Source organism: Streptomyces sp. NPDC050164 (genome assembly GCF_044459945.1).
GTDB lineage: Bacteria > Actinomycetota > Actinomycetes > Streptomycetales > Streptomycetaceae > Streptomyces > Streptomyces coeruleorubidus_A.
In genome coordinates this window covers 1-23,056 of the sequence record NZ_JBITJK010000023.1, presented here as the reverse complement: position 1 = coordinate 23,056, position 23,056 = coordinate 1, and the positions used below count along the sequence as shown (strand labels likewise).

General features: G+C 71.1%; 25 protein-coding genes. 11 read left to right on the top strand and 14 right to left on the bottom strand.

The genetic code is table 11. The annotated features are described in order from the left end of the window. The first annotated feature begins 174 nt into the window (after positions 1 to 174). Both ACIBNA_RS26920 and ACIBNA_RS26915 read left to right on the top strand, forming a co-directional pair. Entirely contained in the window at positions 175 to 351 is a 177-nt protein-coding gene (locus tag ACIBNA_RS26920; RefSeq protein ID WP_167337993.1) for a hypothetical protein, read from the top strand. Between the two features lie 78 nt (positions 352 to 429). Then, on the top strand, positions 430 to 2,574 hold the full coding sequence (locus ACIBNA_RS26915; RefSeq protein WP_399167701.1) for a trypsin-like serine peptidase: 2,145 nt from the start codon (positions 430 to 432) through the stop codon (positions 2,572 to 2,574). A gap of 12 nt (positions 2,575 to 2,586) precedes the next feature. Here the strand turns inward: ACIBNA_RS26915 and ACIBNA_RS26910 are convergent, their stop codons facing one another. The 3 genes from ACIBNA_RS26910 to ACIBNA_RS26900 all read right to left on the bottom strand — a co-directional run bounded on the left by ACIBNA_RS26910 (position 2,587) and on the right by ACIBNA_RS26900 (position 5,018). Beyond that, complete coding sequence (locus ACIBNA_RS26910; protein ID WP_274822161.1) at positions 2,587 to 3,192, bottom strand: MarC family protein; 606 nt, start codon at positions 3,190 to 3,192, stop codon at positions 2,587 to 2,589. A gap of 140 nt (positions 3,193 to 3,332) precedes the next feature. Next, positions 3,333 to 4,190 (bottom strand): PHP domain-containing protein, encoded by an 858-nt coding sequence (locus tag ACIBNA_RS26905; protein ID WP_399167699.1) that lies wholly within the window; start codon positions 4,188 to 4,190, stop codon positions 3,333 to 3,335. Between the two features lie 186 nt (positions 4,191 to 4,376). Next, entirely contained in the window at positions 4,377 to 5,018 is a 642-nt protein-coding gene (locus ACIBNA_RS26900) for a DUF6758 family protein (protein WP_399167697.1), read from the bottom strand. 159 nt (positions 5,019 to 5,177) lie between these two features. Here ACIBNA_RS26900 and ACIBNA_RS26895 point away from each other — a divergent pair, with 159 nt between their 5' ends. Further along, entirely contained in the window at positions 5,178 to 6,401 is a 1,224-nt protein-coding gene (locus ACIBNA_RS26895) for an MFS transporter (RefSeq protein ID WP_399167695.1), read from the top strand. Positions 6,402 to 6,431: 30 nt separating this feature from the next. Here the strand turns inward: ACIBNA_RS26895 and ACIBNA_RS26890 are convergent, their stop codons facing one another. Next, positions 6,432 to 7,016, bottom strand: a complete 585-nt coding sequence (locus ACIBNA_RS26890) for a suppressor of fused domain protein (RefSeq protein WP_399167693.1) — start codon at positions 7,014 to 7,016, stop codon at positions 6,432 to 6,434. Between the two features lie 460 nt (positions 7,017 to 7,476). Here ACIBNA_RS26890 and ACIBNA_RS26885 point away from each other — a divergent pair, with 460 nt between their 5' ends. Together ACIBNA_RS26885 and ACIBNA_RS26880 are read left to right on the top strand one after the other, a co-directional pair. Continuing rightward, positions 7,477 to 8,592, top strand: coding sequence for a magnesium and cobalt transport protein CorA (locus tag ACIBNA_RS26885; protein WP_399167691.1), 1,116 nt, complete (start codon positions 7,477 to 7,479; stop codon positions 8,590 to 8,592). 23 nt (positions 8,593 to 8,615) lie between these two features. After that, the gene (locus tag ACIBNA_RS26880) at positions 8,616 to 9,128 is read left to right on the top strand and encodes a hypothetical protein (RefSeq protein WP_399167690.1); all 513 of its coding nucleotides are present in this window, start codon (positions 8,616 to 8,618) and stop codon (positions 9,126 to 9,128) included. A 4-nt stretch (positions 9,129 to 9,132) separates the two neighbouring features. Here the strand turns inward: ACIBNA_RS26880 and ACIBNA_RS26875 are convergent, their stop codons facing one another. Then, positions 9,133 to 9,888: a hypothetical protein gene (locus ACIBNA_RS26875; RefSeq protein ID WP_399167689.1), complete on the bottom strand. Its 756-nt coding sequence runs from the start codon at positions 9,886 to 9,888 to the stop codon at positions 9,133 to 9,135. Positions 9,889 to 10,113: 225 nt separating this feature from the next. Here ACIBNA_RS26875 and ACIBNA_RS26870 point away from each other — a divergent pair, with 225 nt between their 5' ends. From ACIBNA_RS26870 to ACIBNA_RS26860, 3 genes are read left to right on the top strand one after another with little or no spacing between them, the layout of a single operon-like run. Next, on the top strand, positions 10,114 to 11,400 hold the full coding sequence (locus ACIBNA_RS26870; protein ID WP_399167687.1) for a magnesium transporter MgtE N-terminal domain-containing protein: 1,287 nt from the start codon (positions 10,114 to 10,116) through the stop codon (positions 11,398 to 11,400). Next, a complete protein-coding gene (locus ACIBNA_RS26865; RefSeq protein ID WP_399167685.1) occupies positions 11,390 to 11,989 on the top strand; it encodes a DUF1003 domain-containing protein in 600 nt (199 codons plus the stop codon). Before ACIBNA_RS26870 ends, ACIBNA_RS26865 begins: the two co-directional genes overlap by 11 nt. A 43-nt stretch (positions 11,990 to 12,032) precedes the next feature. Continuing rightward, on the top strand, positions 12,033 to 13,166 hold the full coding sequence (locus tag ACIBNA_RS26860) for an Mrp/NBP35 family ATP-binding protein (protein ID WP_399167683.1): 1,134 nt from the start codon (positions 12,033 to 12,035) through the stop codon (positions 13,164 to 13,166). Positions 13,167 to 13,296: 130 nt separating this feature from the next. On the opposite strand, the gene ACIBNA_RS26855 is transcribed toward ACIBNA_RS26860, so the two are convergent. From ACIBNA_RS26855 to sigE, 5 genes are all read right to left on the bottom strand, one after another. Beyond that, entirely contained in the window at positions 13,297 to 13,968 is a 672-nt protein-coding gene (locus ACIBNA_RS26855) for a hypothetical protein (protein ID WP_399167680.1), read from the bottom strand. A gap of 240 nt (positions 13,969 to 14,208) precedes the next feature. Then, positions 14,209 to 14,652 (bottom strand): sec-independent translocase, encoded by a 444-nt coding sequence (locus tag ACIBNA_RS26850; RefSeq protein WP_399167678.1) that lies wholly within the window; start codon positions 14,650 to 14,652, stop codon positions 14,209 to 14,211. Between the two features lie 193 nt (positions 14,653 to 14,845). Continuing rightward, the gene (locus ACIBNA_RS26845; protein WP_399167677.1) at positions 14,846 to 16,738 is read right to left on the bottom strand and encodes a trypsin-like peptidase domain-containing protein; all 1,893 of its coding nucleotides are present in this window, start codon (positions 16,736 to 16,738) and stop codon (positions 14,846 to 14,848) included. Positions 16,739 to 16,870: 132 nt separating this feature from the next. Further along, positions 16,871 to 17,872, bottom strand: coding sequence for an anti-sigma factor family protein (locus ACIBNA_RS26840; protein ID WP_399167675.1), 1,002 nt, complete (start codon positions 17,870 to 17,872; stop codon positions 16,871 to 16,873). Next, a complete protein-coding gene (gene sigE, locus ACIBNA_RS26835) occupies positions 17,869 to 18,639 on the bottom strand; it encodes an RNA polymerase sigma factor SigE (protein WP_229875547.1) in 771 nt (256 codons plus the stop codon). Before sigE ends, ACIBNA_RS26840 begins: the two co-directional genes overlap by 4 nt. A gap of 162 nt (positions 18,640 to 18,801) precedes the next feature. Between sigE and ACIBNA_RS26830 the strand changes: the two genes are divergently transcribed. Continuing rightward, complete coding sequence (locus ACIBNA_RS26830; protein WP_274822160.1) at positions 18,802 to 19,500, top strand: O-methyltransferase; 699 nt, start codon at positions 18,802 to 18,804, stop codon at positions 19,498 to 19,500. Between the two features lie 118 nt (positions 19,501 to 19,618). On the opposite strand, the gene ACIBNA_RS26825 is transcribed toward ACIBNA_RS26830, so the two are convergent. Both ACIBNA_RS26825 and ACIBNA_RS26820 read right to left on the bottom strand, forming a co-directional pair. Further along, positions 19,619 to 19,786: a DUF3117 domain-containing protein gene (locus ACIBNA_RS26825; protein WP_003966491.1), complete on the bottom strand. Its 168-nt coding sequence runs from the start codon at positions 19,784 to 19,786 to the stop codon at positions 19,619 to 19,621. 151 nt (positions 19,787 to 19,937) lie between these two features. Further along, positions 19,938 to 20,102, bottom strand: a complete 165-nt coding sequence (locus tag ACIBNA_RS26820; protein WP_399167673.1) for a hypothetical protein — start codon at positions 20,100 to 20,102, stop codon at positions 19,938 to 19,940. Positions 20,103 to 20,168: 66 nt separating this feature from the next. Here ACIBNA_RS26820 and ACIBNA_RS26815 point away from each other — a divergent pair, with 66 nt between their 5' ends. Beyond that, positions 20,169 to 20,972 (top strand): enoyl-CoA hydratase/isomerase family protein, encoded by an 804-nt coding sequence (locus ACIBNA_RS26815; protein ID WP_399167671.1) that lies wholly within the window; start codon positions 20,169 to 20,171, stop codon positions 20,970 to 20,972. A 15-nt stretch (positions 20,973 to 20,987) separates the two neighbouring features. Here ACIBNA_RS26815 and ACIBNA_RS26810 read toward each other — a convergent pair whose 3' ends face one another. Together ACIBNA_RS26810 and ACIBNA_RS26805 are read right to left on the bottom strand one after the other, a co-directional pair. Next, entirely contained in the window at positions 20,988 to 21,572 is a 585-nt protein-coding gene (locus tag ACIBNA_RS26810; RefSeq protein ID WP_399167670.1) for a DNA-3-methyladenine glycosylase I, read from the bottom strand. Then, positions 21,569 to 21,970 (bottom strand): DivIVA domain-containing protein, encoded by a 402-nt coding sequence (locus ACIBNA_RS26805; protein ID WP_399167669.1) that lies wholly within the window; start codon positions 21,968 to 21,970, stop codon positions 21,569 to 21,571. Before ACIBNA_RS26805 ends, ACIBNA_RS26810 begins: the two co-directional genes overlap by 4 nt. Positions 21,971 to 22,105: 135 nt before the next feature. Between ACIBNA_RS26805 and folP the strand changes: the two genes are divergently transcribed. Beyond that, the gene (gene folP / locus ACIBNA_RS26800; protein ID WP_399167668.1) at positions 22,106 to 22,966 is read left to right on the top strand and encodes a dihydropteroate synthase; all 861 of its coding nucleotides are present in this window, start codon (positions 22,106 to 22,108) and stop codon (positions 22,964 to 22,966) included. Positions 22,967 to 23,056: the final 90 nt, after the last annotated feature.

Sequence of the window (23,056 nt, the reverse complement as noted above, 5' to 3'; positions counted from 1 at the left end):
AACACAACTGGTCCCGGTCGGTCCCGTAACGACAGTCTTACGGCTCAGTAATTAGCCGTTCGAAAAATTTCCTTAGCGTAGGGAATGTTTCAACGGGGCAGTCCTGTTGACTCATATGGAACACCGGGCACCGCTGCCTCGTGGGCCGACCACCAAGTAGTTCTCCTCAGGAGGATGACCAGACGAAGGGAGAAGCCCTTGCGCTTCGAAATCATGCACCTCGACGACGTCGACGGCACGCCCGTGGACACGACCGTCGTGGACGCCGCCTCCGTCAACCGCATCGTTCAGCAGGCCGCCGCCACCGGGCAGCGCCTCTGGATCCGCCCGGCCGGGACCACGGCCTCGTAACGCGCGCCGCTCTCCCACACTTCGCAGCCCCCGCACGGCATCGGCCGTGCGGGGGCTGCGCTGTTGCGGACCTCCCTGGTGGGGGGCGTACTGGCTGAGGGGGACGGCGAGAGCGAGAACAAGGCGGTGGAGCACATGTCCGTGACGGGCCGGTCGAACGAGGAACTGCACGAGCAGGCCGTGGCCGAGGCCGCGCAGCGCTACGAGGACTCCGCCACGGAGCGTGAGCGCGTCGAGGGCCGGATGGCGGCCGGTGTGCGATTCCCGGACAACCCGGACGCCCTCGCCGTGCGTGCCGAGCGGATCCTCGACCGGGGCGGTCTGTCGCCCTCGGCGGTGGTGGCGGACATCCACGGCGAGGCCTTGGACCTGCCCCACACCAACGAACGCATCATCGACCTGTCGAACGAACTCCAGGCCTGGAGCTTCCTGCCACGCGGGGTCAGGGCCGGAGCCACGGTCGCCCGGATCACCCTGCGCCGCGACGGCCGTGAGCTTCCGCACGGCACCGGCTTCCTGGTCTCGCCGCGGTTGATGATGACCAACCACCACGTGCTGCCCGACGAGGCCTTCGCCCGCCGGTGCTTCGCGGAGTTCAACGCCCAGGTCACGGTCGACAACGTCCCCGACACCGCCGTCCGCATGGAGCTCGACCCGGGGACCTTCTTCGCCGCGGACAGGCGGCTGGACTTCGCCTTGGTGGCGGTCACGCCCGCCCAGGACGGCCGTCAGCCGGGCGAGATCTTCGGCTGGAACCGGCTCAGCGTGCAGCTCGGCAAGCTGGTGCTCGGCGAGAGGGTGAACATCATCGGTCACCCGGACGGGCGCCTCAAGGAGATCGCTCTGCGCGACAACGCGCTGCTGGTACGGCTCGACGACTTCGTCCACTACCGGACCGACACCCGCCCCGGAAACTCGGGCTCCCCCGTCTTCAACGACCAGTGGGAGGTCGTGGCCCTGCACCACAGCGGCGTGCCGAAGAAGGACGGCCAGGGCCGCGTCCTGCGCAAGGACGGACAGCCCTGGCGCCAGGGCGACGGCGACGACGCGATCGACTGGGTCGCCAACGAGGGCGTCCGCATCAGCTCGATCCTCAAGCATCTGGCCCGGCTGGACCTCGACCCCGGACGCCGCGCGCTGCTGGCCGAGATGGGCCCGGACTCCGGCCTGGACCAGAGCACGGCCGCCCCCGCACATCAGCCGGAGAGAACCACACCGGCACCCGGCGTCACGACTCCGTCGGTCCCGGCCGTCCCGGTGACGGTGAGCATGACCGAGAGCGAGACCCGCACGCAGAGCCCCAAGAAGGGACGCCCGGCCCGCGGCACCGCCTTCGGCGGCCGTCAGCACCTGGTCTTCCTGCACGGCAGGGACCAGCAGAGCAAGGAGCCCGAAGACCTCCGCCGGAAGTGGACGTCCGGCCTGAACCGCGGACTCACGCTCGCGGCACTGCCCACGGTCGACCCGGATGACGTGTGGTTCCCGTTCTACGGCACGAGACTGGCCGACCTCGTGAGCGGGCGGGAGAGCACGGCCCGGGCCGTCGGACTCGACGAGGTGAGCGCCGCCGCTGCCGCCGAGGTCTTCGCCGCCGAATCGCCGACCGGCTCCTACGAGCAGCTGCTCTACGAGGCGGCCGCCCGGGCCGGCATGCCCCGGAACGGGCCGGCGACCACGGAGGGCTTCGGCGCGGGGCTGGTCGGCGCCCTGCACCGGCCGCTGAGCTGGCTCGCCGCCCGGTCCGACCTGGACGAGTGGACCATCGCCACGTTCCTGCGGGACGTCGACCTGTACCTCGGCGACGGTGCCGTGCGGCAGGCCGTGCTGGACAGCGTCCTGGAGACGATGCCCGCCACCGGCGAACTGGTGCTGGTCACGCACAGCCTGGGCACGGTAGTGGGAATGGACCTGCTGACCCGGCTCCCGGACGGCCTCGACCTCGTTCTGCTGGTCACCGCGGGCAGCCCGCTCGGGCTGGACGGCGTCAACGAGCGGCTCCTCGCCCGCGGCCCGCACCAGCCGCCCAAGGTACGCGACTGGGTCAACGTCTGGTCCCCCACCGACGCGGTCGCCGTCGGCTGCCCCCTGGAGGACGAGCGGTGGGGCAAGCTCACCCAGCTGGCCGTCCCGAACGGCCGGGACCGCGCCCATGACATCGACGAGTACCTCGCCCACGCGGGACCCGCCAGGGAGATCGGCACCGTACTCACCCGCCCTGCCTGACGCGGCGGCCTCTCAGCTGCCCTGGATCACCTGCGTGACGCCGTTGATGATCTGCTGCACGGCGATCGCGGACAGCATCATGCCCGCGAGCCGCGTCACCAGGACCACACCGCCGTCCTTGATGATCCGGATGATCACCAGCGAGTAGCGCATCACCAGCCACAGCACGACGTGGATGGCGAGGATCGCCGTCCACACGGAGACCTGCGCGGCGGCACTGTGGGCCTTCTGCACGGCGAGGATGACCGACACGATCGCCCCCGGCCCGGCCAGCAGCGGCATGCCCAGCGGCACGAGAGCGACGTTGACGTCCTTGGTCTGCTTCGGCTCGTCCGTCTTGCCGGTGAGCAGATCGAGCGCGATCAGCAGAAGCAGCAGCCCGCCCGCGATCATCAGCGCGGGCACGGAGACATGCAGGTAGTTCAGGATCTGATGCCCGAGCAGCCCGAACACGGTGATCACGCCACCGGCGACACAGACGGCCTGGAAGGCCATCCGCTTCTGCACCTTGGCGGGCCGTCCGGCGGTGAGCGCGAGGAAGATCGGGGTGATCCCGGGAGGATCCATGATGACGAAGAGGGTCAGGAACAGGGAGCCGAAAACGGCGAGGTCGAACATGAGCATGATGGCCTTGCGGGAGTACTGAGGGTGGGCAGCGGGCGTCCGCGACCGCTGTGGGCAGCAGATGTCCGCAACGGGGAGGGTGGGCACAGCCGACAACGCCGGGTGCCTGACAACGGAGCTACAGGAGAGAGACCTCAGACTCCGCCGGCCCCGGGCACGGGAAACGCCCCGAAGGCCCGCCGCGTGATCTCCCCGTACACCTCGGGATCGGTCGTGTACTCCCCGAGCACACACGTCTTCCGGCTGCCGTGATAGTCGCTGGACCCGGTCACGAGGAGCCCCAGCTCCTTCGCCAGCCCCCGTAGCCGCGCACGCGTGTCCGGGTCGTGGTCCATGTGGTCGACCTCGATGCCGTCCAGCCCGGCCGCGGCCATCTCGGCGATCGCGGCCTCCGGCACCGTACGCCCCCGCTTGCTCGCCCCGGGGTGGGCGAACACCGCGACCCCGCCCGCGCCCTTGATCAGCCGGATCGCCTCGAAGGGGTCGGTCTCGTGCTTCTCCACGAAGGCCCGGCCGCCGTCGGCCAGCCAGTCCTGGGTGAAGGCGTCGCTGACGGTCGGCACCACGCCCAGCTCGACGAGCGCGGTCGCCACGTGCGGACGCCCGACGGACCCGTCACCGGCGATCCGCGCCACCTGCTCCCAGGTCACGGGCACGCCCAGTTCCCGAAGCTTGGCGATCATGCCCTGCGCCCGGGGCACCCGGTCGTCCCGGACCAGCTCGCGCTCGGCGAGCAGCGTCGGCTCCGCGGCGTCGAAGAGGTACGCCAGCATGTGCATGCTGATGCCGTCGAGCCGGCAGGAGAGTTCGGCTCCGGTGACCAGCGTGAGCCCCTCGGGCAGCGCGGCGATCGCCTCGGCGTGGCCGCGGGTGGTGTCGTGATCGGTCAGCGCGACGACGTCCAGCCCGGCCGCGGCGGCCTTCCGCACCAGCTCGGCGGGCGCGTCGGTACCGTCGGAAGCGGTGGAGTGGGTGTGCAGATCGATGCGCACGACGCGGACTCCAGACACGGACGGGACAAGCAGGGCTGCTCAAGGATAACCGGATTTTCACCGACCTCTGTCACACCCGAACCCAGGAAGCGCCCCCTACAGCCAACGCCCTGAAGGGGCGCGGGGAACCGCGCGACGAGCCACAGACCCCCCGCAGCCGCCCGCGCACCCGAAGCCCCCTGGGCGCTACGGCTGAAGCAATCGCGGCGACAGGGCCCCGCACGGCACCAACTCCACCTCCGCCCCGGCATCCCGCAGATCCGCCAGCACCAGCTCGTCGTACATCAGCAATCCGGACTGCTCGGGCCACACCACCGCCCACAGCCACAACCCGAGCGCCTCCCCCGCGAACACCGCCCGATCATCCGGCGCCCCGGACACATGCCACAGCGGCGTAGGACGCCCCGCGGCCAGCACCTTCGCCTGCGCCGGCTTCCCGACGTCCATGTAAGGCCCCGGATCCGGACCCTCCATGCCCGCGTACCGGGCACCGAGTCCGACGCCGAGCTCCTCCGCCACCAGGATCAGCTCGCCCATCCCGCCGAGCGGCCCGGGCCCCGTGCAGGCCACGGCCGTGGCGCGGCCGCCCGTGCGGTCGTCCCCCGCGCAGGCCGCGCCCGTGAACAGCCAGCCGACCGGCAGCGGCCAGGGCATCCACACCGGCACGTGCGTGCGGTGCACCACGACGTTGAGGGCGTCGACGCTGGGCGGTATCACGGGCTGCACCGGGTGGACGGTGCCGTGCACATCGCACTGCCACGAGTCGGAGAAGAGGCCGGGAGCCCTGACCCGGCCACCGCACTTCGGGCAACTGGGTTCGCCCCTCATAGGGCCCCACGGTCCTACCCCCGCCCCGTCGCGTCAAGGACGATCACCCAACCGGACGGAACCCTTCACCCCCACATCAGGTGCCCCTTGCATTATTTAGCCTAGCTAACTTAGTGTGTGTATATACCAACTACTTCCGTCCGGGAAAGGGAGCACGCAATGGACCCCTTCGACGCCGGAGCGGGCGGCCTCCTCAAGCAGCCCAAGTCCGTGTGGGCGACCGCCGGGGCGTCGGTCGTCGCCTTCATGGGCATCGGACTCGTCGACCCGATCCTGCCGTCCATCGCCCAGGGCCTGCACGCCACGGCGAGCCAGGTCTCCCTGCTCTTCACGTCGTACTTCCTCATCACCGCCGTCGCGATGCTGGTGACCGGGTTCGTCTCCAGCCGGATCGGCGGCCGGAAGACCCTGCTGCTCGGCCTCGCGTTCGTCGTGGTGTTCGCCGGGCTCGCGGGCACGTCCGGATCCGTCGGCGAACTGGTCGGGTTCCGGGCCGGCTGGGGCCTCGGCAACGCGCTGTTCGTCTCGACGGCCCTCGCGGTCATCGTCGGTGCGGCGGCCGGCGGAAGCGCGGCGGCGATCCTGCTGTACGAGTCGGCCCTCGGCCTCGGCATGGCCTGCGGTCCACTGCTGGGCGCCCTGCTCGGGGACGCCAGCTGGCGCTACCCGTTCTTCGGCACGGCGTTCCTGATGGCGGTCGGCTTCCTGTGCATCGCCGTGTTCCTGCAGGACCAGCCCAAGCCGGCCCGCAAGACCTCGCTCCTGGACCCGGTCAAGGCCCTCGGCCACGGCGGCCTCGCCTCGGCGGCGGTCTCGGCGTTCTTCTACAACTACACGTTCTTCACCGTGCTGGCCTTCACGCCGTTCGTGCTGGACATGAGCCCGTACCGGTCGGGGGCGGTGTTCTTCGCCTGGGGTGTGCTGCTCGCCGTCTTCTCGGTGATCGTGGCGCCGCGACTGCAGAAGCGGTTCGGCTCGCTGAAGGTGCTCGGCGGTTCGCTGGTCCTGCTCGCGGCCGACGTGCTCGTGCTCGGCTACGGCGACCACGCGACGGCCGTGGTCTGCACGATCCTGTCCGGCGCCTTCATCGGCGTGAACAACACCGTCTACACCGAGCTGGCCCTCGGCGTCTCGGACGCGCCCCGGCCGGTGGCGAGCGCGGGCTACAACTTCGTGCGCTGGTTCGCGGCGGCGGCCGCCCCGTACTTCGCGCCGAAGATCGAGGAGTGGACCGACCTCCACATCCCGTTCGTGGTGGCGGCGGTCACCGCGGTCGTGGGCGCGCTCGTGGTCGTCGTACGGCGGAAGGCGCTCACGGAGGAGGCCGAGGAACTGGAGACGAAGCACGCGGCCGGGGACAGTGTCAGCGTCTTCGCCAACTGACGCTTCCCGGCCAGAGGTTGGTGAGCTTCCTCACTCCAGCGGGACGGACTTGCGGGACGGATCCCGCAGGTCCGTCCCCTGGTTCAGCCACCGCTCCTGGAGCGCCTGGGCGCCGTGCACGCGCTTCCAGGCGGCCTCGTTCGCAGTCATCGGCAGCAGCGGCAGGAACCGCACCGGGTCGAGGGGCTCATCGAGCTCCAGGTCCTCGACCAGGCCGCCCGGCTCGGCGACCAGGACCGAGGTGAAGGGGGCGCCGGGCCACAGCGGTTCGCCGACGTCCAGGGAGGCTCCCGGAGCCACGACCAGGCCCTCCACCTGCGGAGACGCGGCGAGCACGGCGAGCGGGCGGAGCACCTTGTCGGTGTCGGCCGACCCGGCGCGCACCGAGAGGACCAGCTCGGCGCGCGGGCCCTTGACCGGGTCGGCGACCACCGCCGTGGGGTCCGTCATGGGGTGCGCGGACATGCCGAGCGTGGCGTAGCGGACGATGTCCCCCTCCTGGAAGCGGAGCACCTCGATACGGTCCGTACCCAGGAACGTGACCGCCGCGCGCGCGTCCGGTTCGCCCAGCGCGGTAAGCAACCGGGCCTCGACCAGAGGAAGAACTTGTGCCATGCGGCGAGCATAGAACTCGTCAGTAGCGGGCAAACAAGCGCCTTGACACGTCGGGCGACTGATACTCTTACCCGGTGGTTCGGGGCAGCACGCAGAAGCGTCGCGATCAAGCCCCGACGCCGAAGGAACTCCCTTACGAGGGACCGGCCGGAGGAGGTGGGACTGCAATGGACCGAAGTCGACCGTGCAGTAGCACCACGCTCTTCCCGCCGCTGACGTAGCTGTTCTGGCTCTGGCTGGTCGCCACCTCTCGCACTCGCCTCACCGCGGAAGAGCGCTTCGTTTCGCTTTGCCTGATCTGCCTCAGAAGCTGAATCAGTAACGAGACTCGCCACCGCGACGGTGCGGTGCTCCCCGCTTTGTGGACGTGCCAAACATCATCGGTCCCAACGTCCTCATTCCGGGTAGTTCCACCTGTCGGGTGCAGCGCCTTTCGTTGCCTGTCGCGAAGGAGCCCGCCATGTCGATGATCCGCGACCTGCGCGCCGTCGTCCGTCCGTCCCGCGTATCGCTGCGCAAGGACGGCGGGACGTACGACGCCACCCGCAGCCCGGCGACGGCCTCCGCCGTCGTCGACTGCGCCGTCTACCGGGACGGCCGCCGCATCGAGACCGAGACCCCGCTGACCCCGCACGAGGCGGTACGCCTGGCGCGCCGCGACGGCGGCTTCGTCTGGATCGGCCTGCACGAGCCGACCGAGGCCGAATTCTCCGGCATCGCCAGTGAGTTCGGGCTGCACCCGCTGGCCGTGGAGGACGCCGTCCAGGCCCACCAGCGGCCCAAGCTGGAGCGCTACGACGACTCGCTCTTCACGGTCTTCAAGACCATCCACTACGTCGAGCACGACCAGCTCGACGCCAACAGCGAGGTCGTCGAGTCCGGCGAGGTCATGTGCTTCACCGGACGGGACTTCTTCATCACCGTCCGGCACGGCGGACAGGGCTCCCTGCGGGCCCTCAGGCACCGCCTCCAGGACGACCCCGAGCTGCTGTCCAAGGGCCCCTCCGCCGTGCTGCACGCCATCGCCGACCACGTCGTCGACGGCTACATCGCGGTCGCCGACGCCGTGCAGGACGATATCGACGAGGTCGAGACCGAGGTGTTCTCCCCGGGGCGCAAGGGCTCGCCGCGCGGCTCGGACGCCGGCCGGATCTACCAACTCAAGCGCGAGGTGCTGGAGTTCAAGCGGGCCGTGTCGCCGTTGCTGCGGCCCATGCAGCTGCTGAGCGAGCGGCCGATGCGGCTGATCGACCCGGACATCCAGAAGTACTTCCGGGACGTCGCCGACCACCTGGCCCGCGTCCAGGAGCAGGTCCTCGGCTTCGACGAGCTGCTCAACTCCATCCTCCAGGCCAACCTCGCGCAGGCGTCCGTGGCGCAGAACGAGGACATGCGGAAGATCACCTCGTGGGCCGCGATCATCGCCGTGCCGACGATGGTGTGCGGGGTGTACGGCATGAACTTCGACCACATGCCGGAGCTGCACTGGCGGTACGGCTACCCGGTGATCATGGGCATCACCGTGGTCATCTGCCTGGGCATCCACCGCACGCTGAAGCGGAACGGCTGGCTGTGAACGGCGTGGATAGGCTGGGGGCCATGACAAGCGAGCTGCTCGGCCGGGCCCTCGTCGAGGAGGCCACGAAGAAGTCCGGCCTCGTGTGGGTCCAGGGCCCCGACGGCCCGGCGCGTGCGCTGTGGCACGTGTGGCACGAGGGTGCCGCGTGCCTGGTCGGCGACGGGCCCGGCGAGCAGCCGCTGCCGGACCTGGCCGACGGGACCGAGGCCGAGGTGACGGTCCGCAGCAAGGACAAGGGGGGCCGGCTGGTCTCCTGGACGGCCCGGGTCACCCAGCTCGCACCGGGCTCCGAGGCATGGGACGCGGCGGTCGCCGAGCTCAAGGGCAAACGGCTCAACGCGCCCGACGGCGAGGCCACGACCGAGCGCTGGGCCCGTGAGTGCCGGGTGCTGCGCCTGGAGCCGACCGGGGCGACGGCACCCCTGCCCGACGACTCCCTGTCCGAGCCACCGCTGCCGACTCCGGCGATCACCCGCCGGCCGATTCCGGCGGGCCTGCCCCGCCTGCTGCTGAAGAAGCGCAAACGCAAGTGACGTCCTAGGACGTCGGCAGCTGCCTGCCGTAGTCCACCGTCTCGTTCTTCTCCGGCTCCCTCAGGGAGAAGCCCTGCCCCCAGGCGGAGAACGTGAGGGTACCCGCCCCACCGGCCCGCTCCAGGCGCAGCGGATACGGCTTGCCCTCCAGGGACACCTCCAGGGTGCCGCCGGATCCCTTGCCGCCCGAGATGCGGATGGTGCGGATGCCCGCCTGCTCGTCGTGGCCGTCCGTCGCGAGCTTGCCGTGCAGGGTCAGCAGACCGTCGAGGAGGACTCCCTTGTCCGTGAAACCGCTGAACTTCTTGTACGAAGGGTCGCCCTGCGGCACCTTCACGAACTTGCCGCCGAGCTTGGACGCCGCGGCAGCGTCCGCCGCGCCGGCCTCGCCCTGGCCCGCGCCGTGACTCCAGAACTCCGCGTCGGCCTTGAGGAAGAGGTGCTCGCCGACGCGCAGCAGCCGGAAGGTCGTCCCCTTGGTGGTGACCGACCCTTCGCCGCCGTCGTCCTTCAGCCGCATGTCGAGGGCGTATGTGCGCCCGCCGCTGACGACGCTGCCGTGCACCCGGACCGCCCCGGCGGACTCGGCGGCCGTACGGGTCTTGGCCTGGATCTTCGCGGCGGGCAGTCTACCGACCCCGTTGGTGCCCTCGTTCGGATCCTCCGCGCAGCCCGTGACCACCGTTCCGGTCACGACCAGTGCGCACATCGCGCTCGCGAGCGCGGCACTGCGGTTGCGGCCCTGGCGAATCGGAGTCACAGGTGGGGCTGCCTCTCTGACGGGAGACCTGAACGGCGTATCGCAGGGTACCGGGGTCGTGCGGGCCGTTCGGAGCCAGTCCGTCCGGACCGTCCGCCGACGCGTCCCCGATCGGGACGGGCTAGCCTGAAGCCCACCCGAGCAGGCAATTCGGAAGACACAGAGACAAAGACAGGCACACAGACAGGGACCACGAATCACCCCGCACGAAAAGGAGCCGCGGCCATGGCAGCGGGCGCCCCCCGGATCTTCGTATCGCACCTCTCCGGTGTCGCCGTCTTCGACCCCGCCGGCGACCAGGTGGGGCGTGTGCGCGATCTGGTCGTCATGCTGCGGGTGGGGCAGCGACCGCCGAGGCTGCTCGGCCTCGTCGTCGAACTCGCCACCCGCCGCCGCATCTTCCTGCCCATGACCCGGGTCACCGCCATCCAGTCCGGCCAGGTCATCACCACCGGCGTGCTCAACGTCCGGCGCTTCGAGCAGCGGCCCACCGAGCGGCTGGTCTTCGGGGAGCTGCTGGACCGGCGCGTCACGCTCACCGAGACCGGCGAGGAGGTCACCGTCCTCGACCTGTCGGTGCATCAGCTGCCCGCCCGCCGGGAGTGGGAGATCGACCGGGTCTTCGTCCGCAAGGGCAGGAAGGGAAGTGCCTTCCGGCGCGCCAAGGGCGAGGCGCTGACCGTCGAGTGGACGGCCGTCACCGGCTTCTCGCTGGAGGAGCAGGGGCAGGGCGCCGAGAGCCTGCTCGCCACGTTCGAGCAGCTGCGCCCCGCCGACCTGGCCAACGTCCTGCACCACCTCTCCCCCAAGCGCCGCGCCGAGGTCGCCGCCGCTCTCGACGACGACCGGCTGGCCGACGTGCTGGAGGAGCTCCCGGAGGACGACCAGATCGAGATCCTCGGCAAGCTGAAGCAGGAGCGCGCCGCCGACGTCCTGGAGGCCATGGACCCCGACGACGCGGCCGACCTGCTGGGCGAGCTGCCGACGGACGAGCAGGAGCGGCTGCTGAGCCTGATGCAGCCCGGCGACGCGGCCGACATGCGGCGCCTGATGTCGTACGAGGACCGCACGGCGGGCGGTCTGATGACCACCGAGCCGATCGTGCTGCGCCCCGACGCCACGGTCGCCGACGCCCTCGCCCGCGTCCGCAACCCGGACCTCTCCCCCGCCCTGGCCGCCCAGGTCTACGTCTGCCGGCCACCGGACGAGACACCGACCGGCAAGTACCTCGGTACGGTCCACTTCCAGCGGCTGCTGCGCGAGCCACCGCCCTCCCTGGTCAGCTCGATCCTGGACAGCGACCTGCAACCGCTCGACCCCGACGCGGACCTGCCCGCCATCGCCGGGTTCTTCGCCACGTACGACATGGTCGCCGCGCCCGTGGTCGACGAGGCCGGTTCGCTGCTGGGCGCGGTGACCGTGGACGACGTACTCGACCACATGCTCCCGGAGGACTGGCGGGAGACGGAGTTCCACCTGGCCGAGGAGGAGGTGGCGACCGATGGTTCCTGAGCGCGAGACCCTGCGCGAGCGCACGCCGTCCGGCTCCACGGCCGCGGGCCGGCCGCGCACCGCCCGCCTCGACCAGCCGGGCGTGCCCAGGCACCGGATCCTGCCCGAGTACGACCCGGAGGCCTTCGGACGGTTCTCGGAACGCATCGCGCGCTTCCTCGGCACCGGACGGTTCCTGGTCTGGATGACGGCCGCCATCATCCTGTGGGTGGCCTGGAACACCCTCGCCCCGCGCGACCTGCGCTTCGACGAGTACCCGTTCATCTTCCTGACCCTGATGCTGTCGCTCCAGGCCTCCTACGCAGCCCCGCTGATCCTGCTCGCGCAGAACCGGCAGGACGACCGCGACCGGGTCAATCTGGAGCAGGACCGCAAGCAGAACGAGCGGTCGATCGCGGACACCGAGTACCTGACCCGCGAGGTCGCCGCCCTGCGCATCGGCCTCGGCGAGGTCGCCACCCGCGACTGGATCCGCTCGGAACTCCAGGACGTGGTCAAGGAACTGGAGGAGCGGTACGACGGCCACCGTCACGGCTCGGTCGTATTCCCGACGGAACGGTCACCGGGACGTGACGCAGACGACCGCTGACAGGCTTTCCTACGCCCCGGTACGGCGCCGTACCATCGACCCTATGGCTACCGAAGACGCGGTGCGCGAGGCACTGGCGACAGTGAACGACCCCGAGATCCACAAGCCCATCACCGAACTTGGGATGGTCAAGTCCGTGGAGATCGGCGCGGACGGGGCGGTCGCGGTCACCGTGTACTTGACGGTCTCGGGCTGCCCGATGCGGGACACGATCACGCAGCGCGTGACCGAGGCGGTCTCCGGCGTGGAGGGCGTCACCCGAGTCGACGTCACGCTCGACGTGATGAGCGACGAGCAGCGCCGCGAGCTGGCGACCGCCCTGCGCGGCGGCCAGACCGAGCGCGAGGTCCCCTTCGCCAAGCCCGGCAGTCTGACCCGCGTCTACGCGGTCGCCTCCGGCAAGGGCGGGGTGGGCAAGTCCTCGGTGACGGTGAACCTGGCGGCGGCGATGGCGGCCGACGGCCTGAAGGTCGGTGTCGTCGACGCCGACATCTACGGCCACTCCGTGCCGCGCATGCTGGGCGCCGACGGCCGTCCGACCCAGGTCGAGAACATGATCATGCCGCCGTCGGCGAACGGCGTGAAGGTCATCTCCATCGGCATGTTCACCCCGGGCAACGCCCCGGTCGTCTGGCGCGGCCCGATGCTCCACCGCGCCCTCCAGCAGTTCCTGGCGGACGTGTACTGGGGCGACCTGGACGTCCTCCTGCTGGACCTGCCGCCCGGTACCGGCGACATCGCGATCTCCGTCGCCCAGCTGGTCCCGAACGCCGAGATCCTGGTCGTCACCACCCCGCAGCAGGCCGCTGCCGAGGTCGCCGAGCGCGCCGGCTCCATCGCCGTCCAGACCCACCAGAAGATCGTCGGCGTGGTCGAGAACATGTCCGGCCTGCCCTGCCCGCACTGCGGCGAGATGGTCGACGTCTTCGGCACGGGCGGCGGCCAGGTGGTCGCCGACGGCCTGACCCGCACGACCGGCACGAACGTCCCGGTCCTCGGCAACATCCCCATCGACGTCCGCCTCCGCGAGGGCGGCGACGACGGCAGGCCGGTGGTCCTGACGGACCCGGACTCCCCGGCGGGCTCGGCCCTGCGCGCGATCGCGGGGAAGCTGGGAGGACGGCAGCGGGGTCTGTCGGGCCTGTCCCTGGGGATCACTCCGCGGAACAAGTTCTGATCGAACGCCGCCGGGGGCAGTGCCTCAGGGGCGCGGGGAACTGCGCGACCAGCCACATCGCACCCGCAGCCGCCCCTGATCGCTCTGCCCCTACGGCGAAGGGGCGCCGAAACACCCGGCGCCCCCGCGCTCACGCGTACTCGGCGATGTCCTTGACCACGGCGAAGCCGAGCCCATACGCACTCATGCCCCGCCCGTACGCGCCCACGTGGACACCCGCCGACGTCGACCCGGCCAGCACCCACCCGAACTCCGACTCCCGGTAATGGAACGCCGTCGGCACCCCGTCCACCGGCAGCGACAGCTTCGACCAGTCGGACCCGTCCAGGTCATCCGCCAGCACCCACGCCGTCTCCGTCTGCTGCTCCAGCCAGTCGTCCCGCAGGGAGTGGTCCATCTGCCCGGGCCACGTGAAGGACAGCAGCCCCACACCGGCGAGCCACGCCGCCGAGGACACCGACGTCGCCTCCAGCAACCCCGTGCCGTCCGCGCTGCGCCGTGAGGGACTCGCCGCCACGGTCACCACGACCGCGAACTTCTCCTTGGCCTCCTGATCACCTCCGGCGGCGAACTCGTTGCGCACCGTCGGCTCGTCACCGTGCCCGATCGACCCGTGTTCCACGGCCCCGTCGGCCGTCGTACCGACCTGCATCAGCCAGCGCGGCCCCGTGAAGGCCTCGTCGAGGCCGTACCACGGGAAGGGCGCGCGCAGGTAGCCGTCGACCGTACGCCGGGCGGAGGGGACCTGTTGTCCGCCCTCCGCGGCCGGCGCCTGTGCGACTGCCCGACTCGTCGTCTCCATGTGCCCGGACGCCTCCTCGCTCTCGTCGGGCCGGAACGGCCCGCCCCCCTTCGGGCGGCGTTGCTGGTCCAGTACGGCCCGCCCATCAACTCGGCAGCATAGCCACACCGCTGCGAGCAGCAGGGAAACCGCCCGGCGCGTGGGCCGCACAGGCGCCTGGTTCAGGCCGTACGCAGCCCGACCGGAGTATGAAACGCGTCACGCGCGCCTGGGGCGTACGCCCCGGTGTGTCCGTGTCGCTCAGGTGGCGTCCGCGTCGAAGGGCGGCCGGTCGTCCCGGTCAGGGATCTCGGGCTTCTTCGTCATGTCGATACGGCCGCCGGACGAGCCGGAGGACGACGAGGAGGAGGACGTGTCGGAGTCACGGCCGTGGACGGCGTCGGTGACCTCGGCCATCTCCTTCTTCAGGTCGAAGCCGTTGCGGATCTCCTTGAGCCCCAGGTCCTCGTTGTCCAGCTGCTTGCGGATGAACGTCTTGGGGTTGAGGTCCTCGAACTCGAAGTCCTTGAACTCCGGGCCGAGTTCCTCCCGGATGTCGTGCTTGGCGCTTTCGGAGAACTCACGGATCTTCCGGATCGTGCGCGTCACGTCCTGGATGACCTTGGGGAGCTTTTCCGGACCGAAGACGAGCACGGCAAGGACGATGAGCGTCACCAGCTCGAGTGGTCCTATGTCATTGAACACCTGAAGCTCCTTGCGCTGTCCTCGGTCCTCGGCCCTCGGTGGTCATGCGGGTCTTGCCGTGGTCCGGGCCGGATCCACGGTACCCGGCGATCCGGTCCGACCGGTACCGTCCCGAGACCTCCGAGTGCGGGGAGTGGGAGCGCTTTCCCGAATGTTTGCCTTCTTCGTCCCTGTAAGTCCCGGACATCACGACTCAGCTGCCGCCGGAGGAGCCGAGGACGAGCGACACCGACCGCTCCTTGCCGGCGCGCTCCACGGTCAGCTCCAGCCGGTCGCCGGGGCGGTGGGCACGGGTCTTGACGATCAGTTCCTCGCCGGAGTGGACGCGCTGCCCGTCGACCTCGGTGATGACGTCGCCCGCCTTGATCCCGGCCTTGGCGCCCGGACCGCCCACGGTCACCGGCGGTCCGCCCTCGCCGCCCTCGGCGGCGACGCGGGCACCGTCGCCCGTGTAGTCCATGTCGAGCGTGATGCCGATCACCGGGTGGGTCGCCTTCCCGGTGTTGATCAGTTCCTCGGCGACGCGCTTGCCCTGGTTGATGGGTATGGCGAAGCCGAGGCCTATCGAGCCGGACTGGCTGCTGTCCGGCTCGGAGCCGCTGCCCGCCGAGCGGATGGCCGAGTTGATGCCGATGACCCGGGCCTTGGTGTCGAGCAGGGGCCCGCCGGAGTTGCCCGGGTTGATGGGCGCGTCGGTCTGGAGCGCGTCGACGTACGACACGTCGCTGCCGTCGCCCTTCTCGCCGCCCGCCGTGATGGGCCGCTGCTTGGCGCTGATGATGCCGGAGGTGACGGTGCCGGCCAGGTCGAAGGGCGCGCCGATGGCCACGACCGGGTCGCCGACCTGCACGTTGTCCGAGTTGCCGAGGGGCAGCGGGGTGAGTCCGCGCACGCCCTTCACCTTCACGACGGCGAGGTCGTAGCCGCTGTCGCGGCCGACGAGCTCGGCCTCGGCGGTCTCCCCGCCGTGGAAGGTCACCGTGATCTCGCCGGCGGATCCGGCGGGCCGCACGACGTGGTTGTTGGTGAGGATGTGCCCTCGGGTGTCGAGCACGAAGCCGGTGCCCGTGCCCTGCTCGCCGGAGCCGCTCACATGCAACGTGACCACGCTGGGCAGGGCCCGCCCGGCGATCCCGGCCACACTGTCCGCGTCCCGCCCGGCGGGCTCCTTCCCGGCCTGCGGCAACTCGATGCTCCCGATGCCGCCGCTGCGCTCCAGATACGTCCCTATGGCGCCGCCGACGCCCCCGGACACGAGCGCGAGCAACACGGCACCACCGACGATCGCCTTCCTGCCCCGCCGACGCCGCTGCTGCGTGCTGAGCACCCCCGCCCCGTTCTGCTGGAGAGGGACGTGGCCGCCAGGGGCCACGGGAGCTGCCCAGGGGTCGTAGCGCCACCAGGGGTCGGGGGCGGGAGTCGGGGCAGCCGCCGAGGGCGGGGGCGGGGTGTCGGCGTAGGCAGCCGCAGCGGGCACCGGCGCAGGGGCGCTGGGGGGCGGCACGGGCGCGGCAGGCGCGGGGATGCCGGGAGGCGGCGCCGGTGTCCCGTGCGGCGGCGGAACGGGCGTGGCGGGCATGGCCGACCGGTCCGCTGTCGCGACGCCCTGTGCCGGCGTCGCCGCCGGATGCTGCACCGGCGGCGCGGGCGCCCAGGGGCCGGGGTCGCCGTAGGGCGGTGTGCTGTACGGGTCGGGATCGTGCAGGGGCTTGGGGGCGCCGTCGACCGGCGCGGCGGAGGTGGCGCTCCCGGTCTCCGCTGCGGTGGGAGCCGACACGGTCGGCTCCACAGCGCTCCCGGCGGGCCCGCCCTGGGCCGGCACGGCGGACGTGGCGGGAACGCCGTCCTCGGCAGCCCCGGCAGGCGCCCCGGTCGGCTCGCCGTCGGCCGGTACCGGCTCGGGGCGCCTCAACTCGTAGTCGCCGCCGTCCTCGTCCTGCCGCACGGCAGGCCGCGCCAGCTCGAAGTCGCCGTCGGTGTCAGCCAAGTCCCCCGGGGCCGGCCCTGTGCTGTCCGGCTCCCCCGAAAGGCCCTGCGGCCGCGGACGGCTCCACCACTTGGCCTTCGTGGGCTTCCCCTCGTTCATGCTCTCCCCACAGCCGCGGCACGGCTCGACGGCGGTAGCCGCAGTTCGTCGAATCGGCGCCTCGGCCACGCCTCGGCCGCGGGCGCCACCCCCGGATTCAATCAGGTTCGCTCGCCGCCGCGCAGCGGCCGGTCAGCGGGCCGTAGCGGAGGAGGCGGCAGGAGAGGGGGACGAGGTCGTGTCCGGGAGGGGCACGGCGAGCAGGGGTGCCGCGATCTCGGGGACCGTGGACCACGGGCTCAAGGCGGCCGGCGAGGCCGTCTGAAGCGGACCTATCAGCGGGGACATGGCGGCGGCGCCGGCCATCACCGGGGCGGCCAGCGCGTGCACGGCGTGCTGCCCTGCGGCGGAATGCGGCACATACGGCAGCAGTGGTGCGGACACCTCGGTCGGGGCGGCCGGGGTGTGGCCGAGCACACTCTGGCCGTGCACCTGCCCGAGCAACGGCCCCGTGCTGCGGCGCCGCTGGGATTCGGGCTGCGTCGCGGCGGCCGTGCCCTGTGTGCGCATCGGGGTCACGTTGCTCCCCGTGCCGGAGCCGCCGCGGGCGTCCGTGTCGGTCGGGGTGCCGGTGGTGACGCCACCCAGGGCAATCGCCGCCAGGGACACGGCTCCGGCGGCCGCGAAGGCGAACCGCAGCCGCGAGGAGGATCTGTCGGGCTCGTGCCGGCCGACGTCGTGGATACGGAAGCCCCGGCTGCCCGGAGGCAGGCCGCGGTCGTCGGACGGCAGCACGGGGATGTGCGGCCGGGCCGGGACGTAGCCGAACTCGAACCGGTCGCCGCGCTTGGCTCCGAAGGCTCCGGACGATCCGAACCGTCCGGACAGTCCGCCGGGCAACCCTCCCCCGCCCGGCGGTGTGGCATCACCGTCCGGGCCGCCGCCCGCGGGTAGTCCCTGCAGGCGGGCCAGGAAACTCTCGGAGGGGGGCGGCGGGGCCGCCTCCGCGAAGACGTTCTTCAGCCGCCGCTGGGCGTCCACCTCCGCCTTGCACTTCGGGCAGGTGGCCACATGCGCCAGCACGCGCTCGCGCGCGTCATGACCGAGCTCTCCGTCCACCAGGGCGGAGAGTCGGTCTCCCAGGTGCTGCTCTGCGAGGTGTCCCTCGGAAGCTTCAGGCCGTGATCCGCTCACGCGCTCGCGCCCCCTCCTCCCAGTGCGGGAACACGGGGCACGAAGGAGCGGCGCTCGGCACGCGCCTCCGGTGAGCGGTGCGCGAGGGCCTTGCGCAGCTGGGAGCGGCCACGGTGGATCCGCGAGCGGACCGTGCCGAGCTTGACGCCGAGGGTCGCGGCGATCTCCTCGTACGACAGTCCTTCGATGTCGCACAGGACGACCGCGGCGCGGAACTCGGGGGCGAGGGTGTCGAGGGCCTGCTGGACGTCCGCGTCGAAGTGCGCGTCGTTGAAGACCTGCTGCGGCGAGGGCTCCTTGCTGGGCAGCCGCTCGGCCGCGTCCTCGCCGAGCGCGTCGAAGCGGATGCGCTGCTTGCGGCGGACCATGTCCAGGAACAGGTTCGTGGTGATGCGGTGCAGCCAGCCCTCGAAGGTGCCCGGCGTGTACGTCGACAGGGAACGGAAGACACGGACGAAGACCTCCTGCGTGAGGTCCTCGGCGTCGTGCTGGTTGCCGGTCAGGCGGTAGGCGAGCCGGTAGACGCGGCCGCTGTGCGTGCTGACGATCTCCTCCCACGTGGGCGGAGTCCACGCCTGCCCGTCCGCGTCGGTGGTGAAGGTCGCGGTCTGGGCGAAGTCAGCGGCGTGGCTGTGGTCAGCAGTGTCGTTCACGGATGTCGGCCTGCCCGCCGATGTGAAGAAGCGCCGGAGCACTCCTCCCCTATCCACAGGCGCAGCCGCACCTCCCCTGTCAGCTCTGGTGGTGTCCAGTGGAGCCCCTACCATAGCCACCTCGCCCGTTAGGACCGGATAAGCGGTTTTACGAGAATTTGATCTGCGCTGATACGCCTCGTACTGCTGCGTCGGCACTTGCTCGGCGCCTCGATCCACTGCCTGCCCCCCGTCACGACCCGCGCCACTTGCTCGTCCCTTTAAACGACCGGTCCCATCTGCGGGTTCCCGGGCCCAACGGATACAGTCACGCCCAGGCATTCACGGGGACAGGAGAGGGTCATTACCGGCAACCGGCAGACGAGCTGGGCGTTCGCCGACGCCTATGTCGCCGAGGACGACGCGCTGCGCTGGGCCCGGGACCGGGCCCGTGAGGCGGGGCTGCGCTCGGTGTCGCCCGGCACGGGTGCCGCGCTGCGGTTGCTGGCCGCCTCCGTCGACGCCAAGGCCGTCGCCGAGATCGGGACCGGCTGCGGTGTCTCCGGGATCCACCTCCTGCACGGTATGCGGCCCGACGGTGTTCTGACCACCGTGGATCCCGAGCCGGAGCACCAGCAGTTCGCCCGCCAGGCCTTCCGCGCCTGCGGCTTCGCCAGCAACCGGGCCCGCTTCATCCCGGGCCGCGCCCTGGACGTACTGCCCCGCCTCGCGGACGCCGGCTACGACCTCGTCTTCTGCGACGGCGATCGCCTGGAGGTCATGGACTACCTCGCTGAATCGTTGCGGCTGCTGCGCCCCGGCGGGCTCGTCGTCTTCGAGGGCGCCTTCGCGAACGGCCGGACGGTGGACTCCGGTCCGCAGCCCACCGAGGTACTGCGGCTGCGGGAACTGCTGCGCGCGGTGCGCGAGAGCCAGGAGCTGGTGCCGTCCCTGCTGCCGGTGGGCGACGGGCTGCTGTGCGCGGTGAAACGGTAGCCGGGTCGCACGTTAATGGAGCCGAAGCCGGGGCAGGCGAAAGTCATCGGTGAGAAAACAGCCGCCCCGGCACCTCATGTGATGCCGGGGCAGCTGAAAGGGTATGGTCGCTTGCGCGTCAGCCGACGACCTTCTTGAGGGCGTCGCCCAGGGCGTCGGCCTCGTCCGGGGTCAGCTCGACGACGAGCCGACCGCCGCCTTCGAGCGGAACGCGCATGACGATGCCCCGCCCCTCCTTGGTCACCTCGAGCGGGCCATCACCCGTCCGCGGCTTCATGGCCGCCATGCTCGTTCCCCTTCCTGAAACCCAGCTCATCGTCAAAGCCGACGCCCCTGAGAAGGGCACAGTGCGGTCCTTGACACAGGACACGCGTCACCGGCATCGAACACATTGCTTCCAAGCCATTATCCCGCATCTCAGGACCCGATGACCAACATCAGTCGGCATCGCTTGGGCAACGCACGCGAGCAAAACCACTCAATTCGGCGATGAGACTGCGATACTCCGCCACCGCGCACACATCCGCCGAACGGATCCGGACGAGAATTGTTTGACGCAGGTCACACGTCCGGTCCGATCTCCCGTCGGCGATCTCCGTCATGCTGTCCTCAGACCCGGGACGTACCGGCCGGTACGTCCCCGAGCTGTGACACGGAGGGGATACGCCATGGCCGACACCGTGCTCTACGAGGTGAGCGACGGACTGGCGACGATCACGCTGAACCGCCCGGAGGCGATGAACGCGCTGAACGTGGCGGCCAAGGTCGCCCTGCGGGAGGCGGTCCGGTCCGCGGCGGACGACACCGCCGTGCGGGCGGTGCTGCTGACCGCCGCCGGTGACCGGGCGTTCTGCGTCGGGCAGGACCTCAAGGAGCACATCGGCCTGCTGATCGAGGACCGGGAGACCGGTTCCAGGCAGACCATGAGCACGGTGCGGGAGCACTACAACCCGATCGTGCGGACGCTGGCCGAGGCCGCGAAGCCGGTCGTCGCCGCCGTGAACGGGGTGGCGGCCGGGGCGGGCTTCGGCTTCGCGCTCGCGGCGGACTACCGGATCGTGGCGGACACGGCCGCGTTCAACACCTCCTTCGCCGGGGTGGCGCTGACCGCCGACTCGGGGATCTCGTGGACGCTGCCGCGGGTGATCGGCCCCGGGCGGGCGGCTGACCTGCTGCTCTTCCCGAGGAGCATCAGCGCGCAGGAGGCGTACGAGCTCGGCATCGCCAACCGGCTGGTGCCGACCGGTGAGCTGCGCGCGGAGGCCGAGAAGGTGGCGCGGGCGCTGGCCGAGGGGCCGACAGCGGCGTACGCGGCGCTGAAGGAGTCGATGGCCTACGGGCTGACGCACTCTCTGGAGGAGACCCTGGAGAAGGAGGACGAGCTCCAGACCCGGGCGGGCTCCTCCGAGGACCACGCGATCGCGGTGCAGGCCTTCGTCAACAAGGAGAAGCCCACGTATCTGGGCCGCTGACCTGCTGCGACGGGGTCATGTGCGACGCGCGATGCAGGCCTGGAGGTGGTCGTCGACCAGTCCGCAGGCCTGCATCAGCGCGTACGCCGTCGTCGGGCCGACGAAGCGCAGGCCCCGCTTCTTCAGCGCCTTGGACAGGGCCGTCGACTCGGAGGTGACGGCCGGGACGTCGGAGAGCGCCTTGGGGACGGGGCGGGTGCCCGGCTCGGGAGTGTGCGACCAGATCAGCTCGTCCAGTTCGCCCGGGGCCCACTCGGCCAGCACGCGCGCGTTGGCGAGCGTCGCGTCGATCTTGGCGCGGTTGCGGATGATGCCGGCGTCGGCCAGGAGGCGCTCGCGGTCCCCGTCGGTGAAGGCGGCCACCGAGGCGATCTTGAAGTCCGCGAAGGCGGCGCGGAAGCCGGGGCGGCGACGCAGGATCGTGATCCAGGACAGGCCGGACTGGAAGGCTTCCAGGCTGAGGCGCTCGAAGAGCGCGTCGTCGCCGTGGACCGGGCGGCCCCACTCCTCGTCGTGGTACGTCACGTACTCCGGGGCGGACAGGGCCCAGGGGCAGCGCGGCGCGCCGTCCGGGCCGGCGAGGGCGGCGCCGTCGCTCATGGCCGGTCCTCCTGGCGCGGGGCCGGCTTGTGCGTGGACACGTGGTTCTCCGCTGAGCTGTGGTTCTCCCTGGACACCGGGCCGTGGGGGCCCGCCGCTCGGGCGCCCGCCAGGGCCGACTCCAGGTCGGCGATGCGGGCGTCACGCTCGGCGAGCTCGGCGCCCAGGCGACTGAGGGCGTCGTCCACGTCCGCCATGCGGTAGCCGCGGGCGGCGAGCGGGAAGCGCAGGCCCTCCACGTCGGCGCGGTCGACCGGGCGGTCCGGGGGCAGCGGGTCCCGCAGCCGCTCGGGGGCGGCCTCGGGCAGCGGGCCGTTCTCGCCGCCGCCCACCACGGCGAGGGTCACCGCGGAGACCACGACGGCCAGCGCGACGACAAGGAACAGGAACATAACCATCGCGGAGCCCCCACGGTCGGATGTGTCGGTGTCTTCGGACACGGATGGTGTCAGGCTCCGATCGTGCCATGCGCGTCTGACAGTTAGGGTCGCCGGCGGCGGAAGACGGGGTCGTACCAGGAAAGGTCACAGCGGATGCTCAGGCTGGGCAGGCGGGAATTCGGGCCGCACGAGCCGGTGATCATGGCGATCGTGAACCGGACCCCGGACTCCTTCTACGACCAGGGCGCGACCTTCCGCGACGAGCCGGCCCTCGCGCGCGTGGAGCGGGCGGTGGCCGAGGGAGCCGCGATCATCGACGTCGGCGGGGTCAAGGCCGGGCCGGGCGAGGAGGTCACGGCAAAGGAGGAGGTCCGGCGGACGGTCGGTTTCGTGGCGGAGGTGCGGCGGCGGTTCCCGGACGTGGTGATCAGCGTGGACACGTGGCGGGCCGAGGTCGGGGCGGCCGTGTGCGAGGCCGGGGCGGACCTGCTGAACGATGCGTGGGGCGGGGTGGATCCGGGGCTTGCCGAGGTCGCCGCGCGGTACGGGGTGGGGTTGGTGTGTACGCACGCGGGCGGTGCGGAGCCGCGGACCCGGCCGCATCGGGTGGAGTACGACGACGTCATGGCCGACATCCTGGACGTGACGGTCGGGCTGGCCGAGCGGGCGGTGGAGCTGGGCGTGCGCAGGGAGTCGATCATGATCGATCCCGGGCATGACTTCGGGAAGAACACGCGGCACAGTCTGGAGGCGACTCGGCGGCTGGGGGAGATGGTCGCCACAGGGTGGCCGGTGCTGGTGTCTTTGTCCAACAAGGACTTCGTCGGGGAGACGCTGGATCGGCCCGTGAAGGAGCGGGTGGTGGGGACGTTGGCTACGACTGCGGTGTCCGCGTGGCTGGGGGCGCAGGTGTACCGGGTGCATGAGGTCGCCGAGACGCGGCAGGTGCTGGAGATGGTGGGGGCGATCGCGGGATGGCGGGAGCCTGCGGTTGCCCGGCGTGGGCTGGCCTAGGCCGTGTTTTGGAACGTGCGGGCGGCCAGCCATTTGGTGAGGTCGCCCGCGATCCGGCCGGTGTCGATCTCGTTGGTCACGTGATGTTCG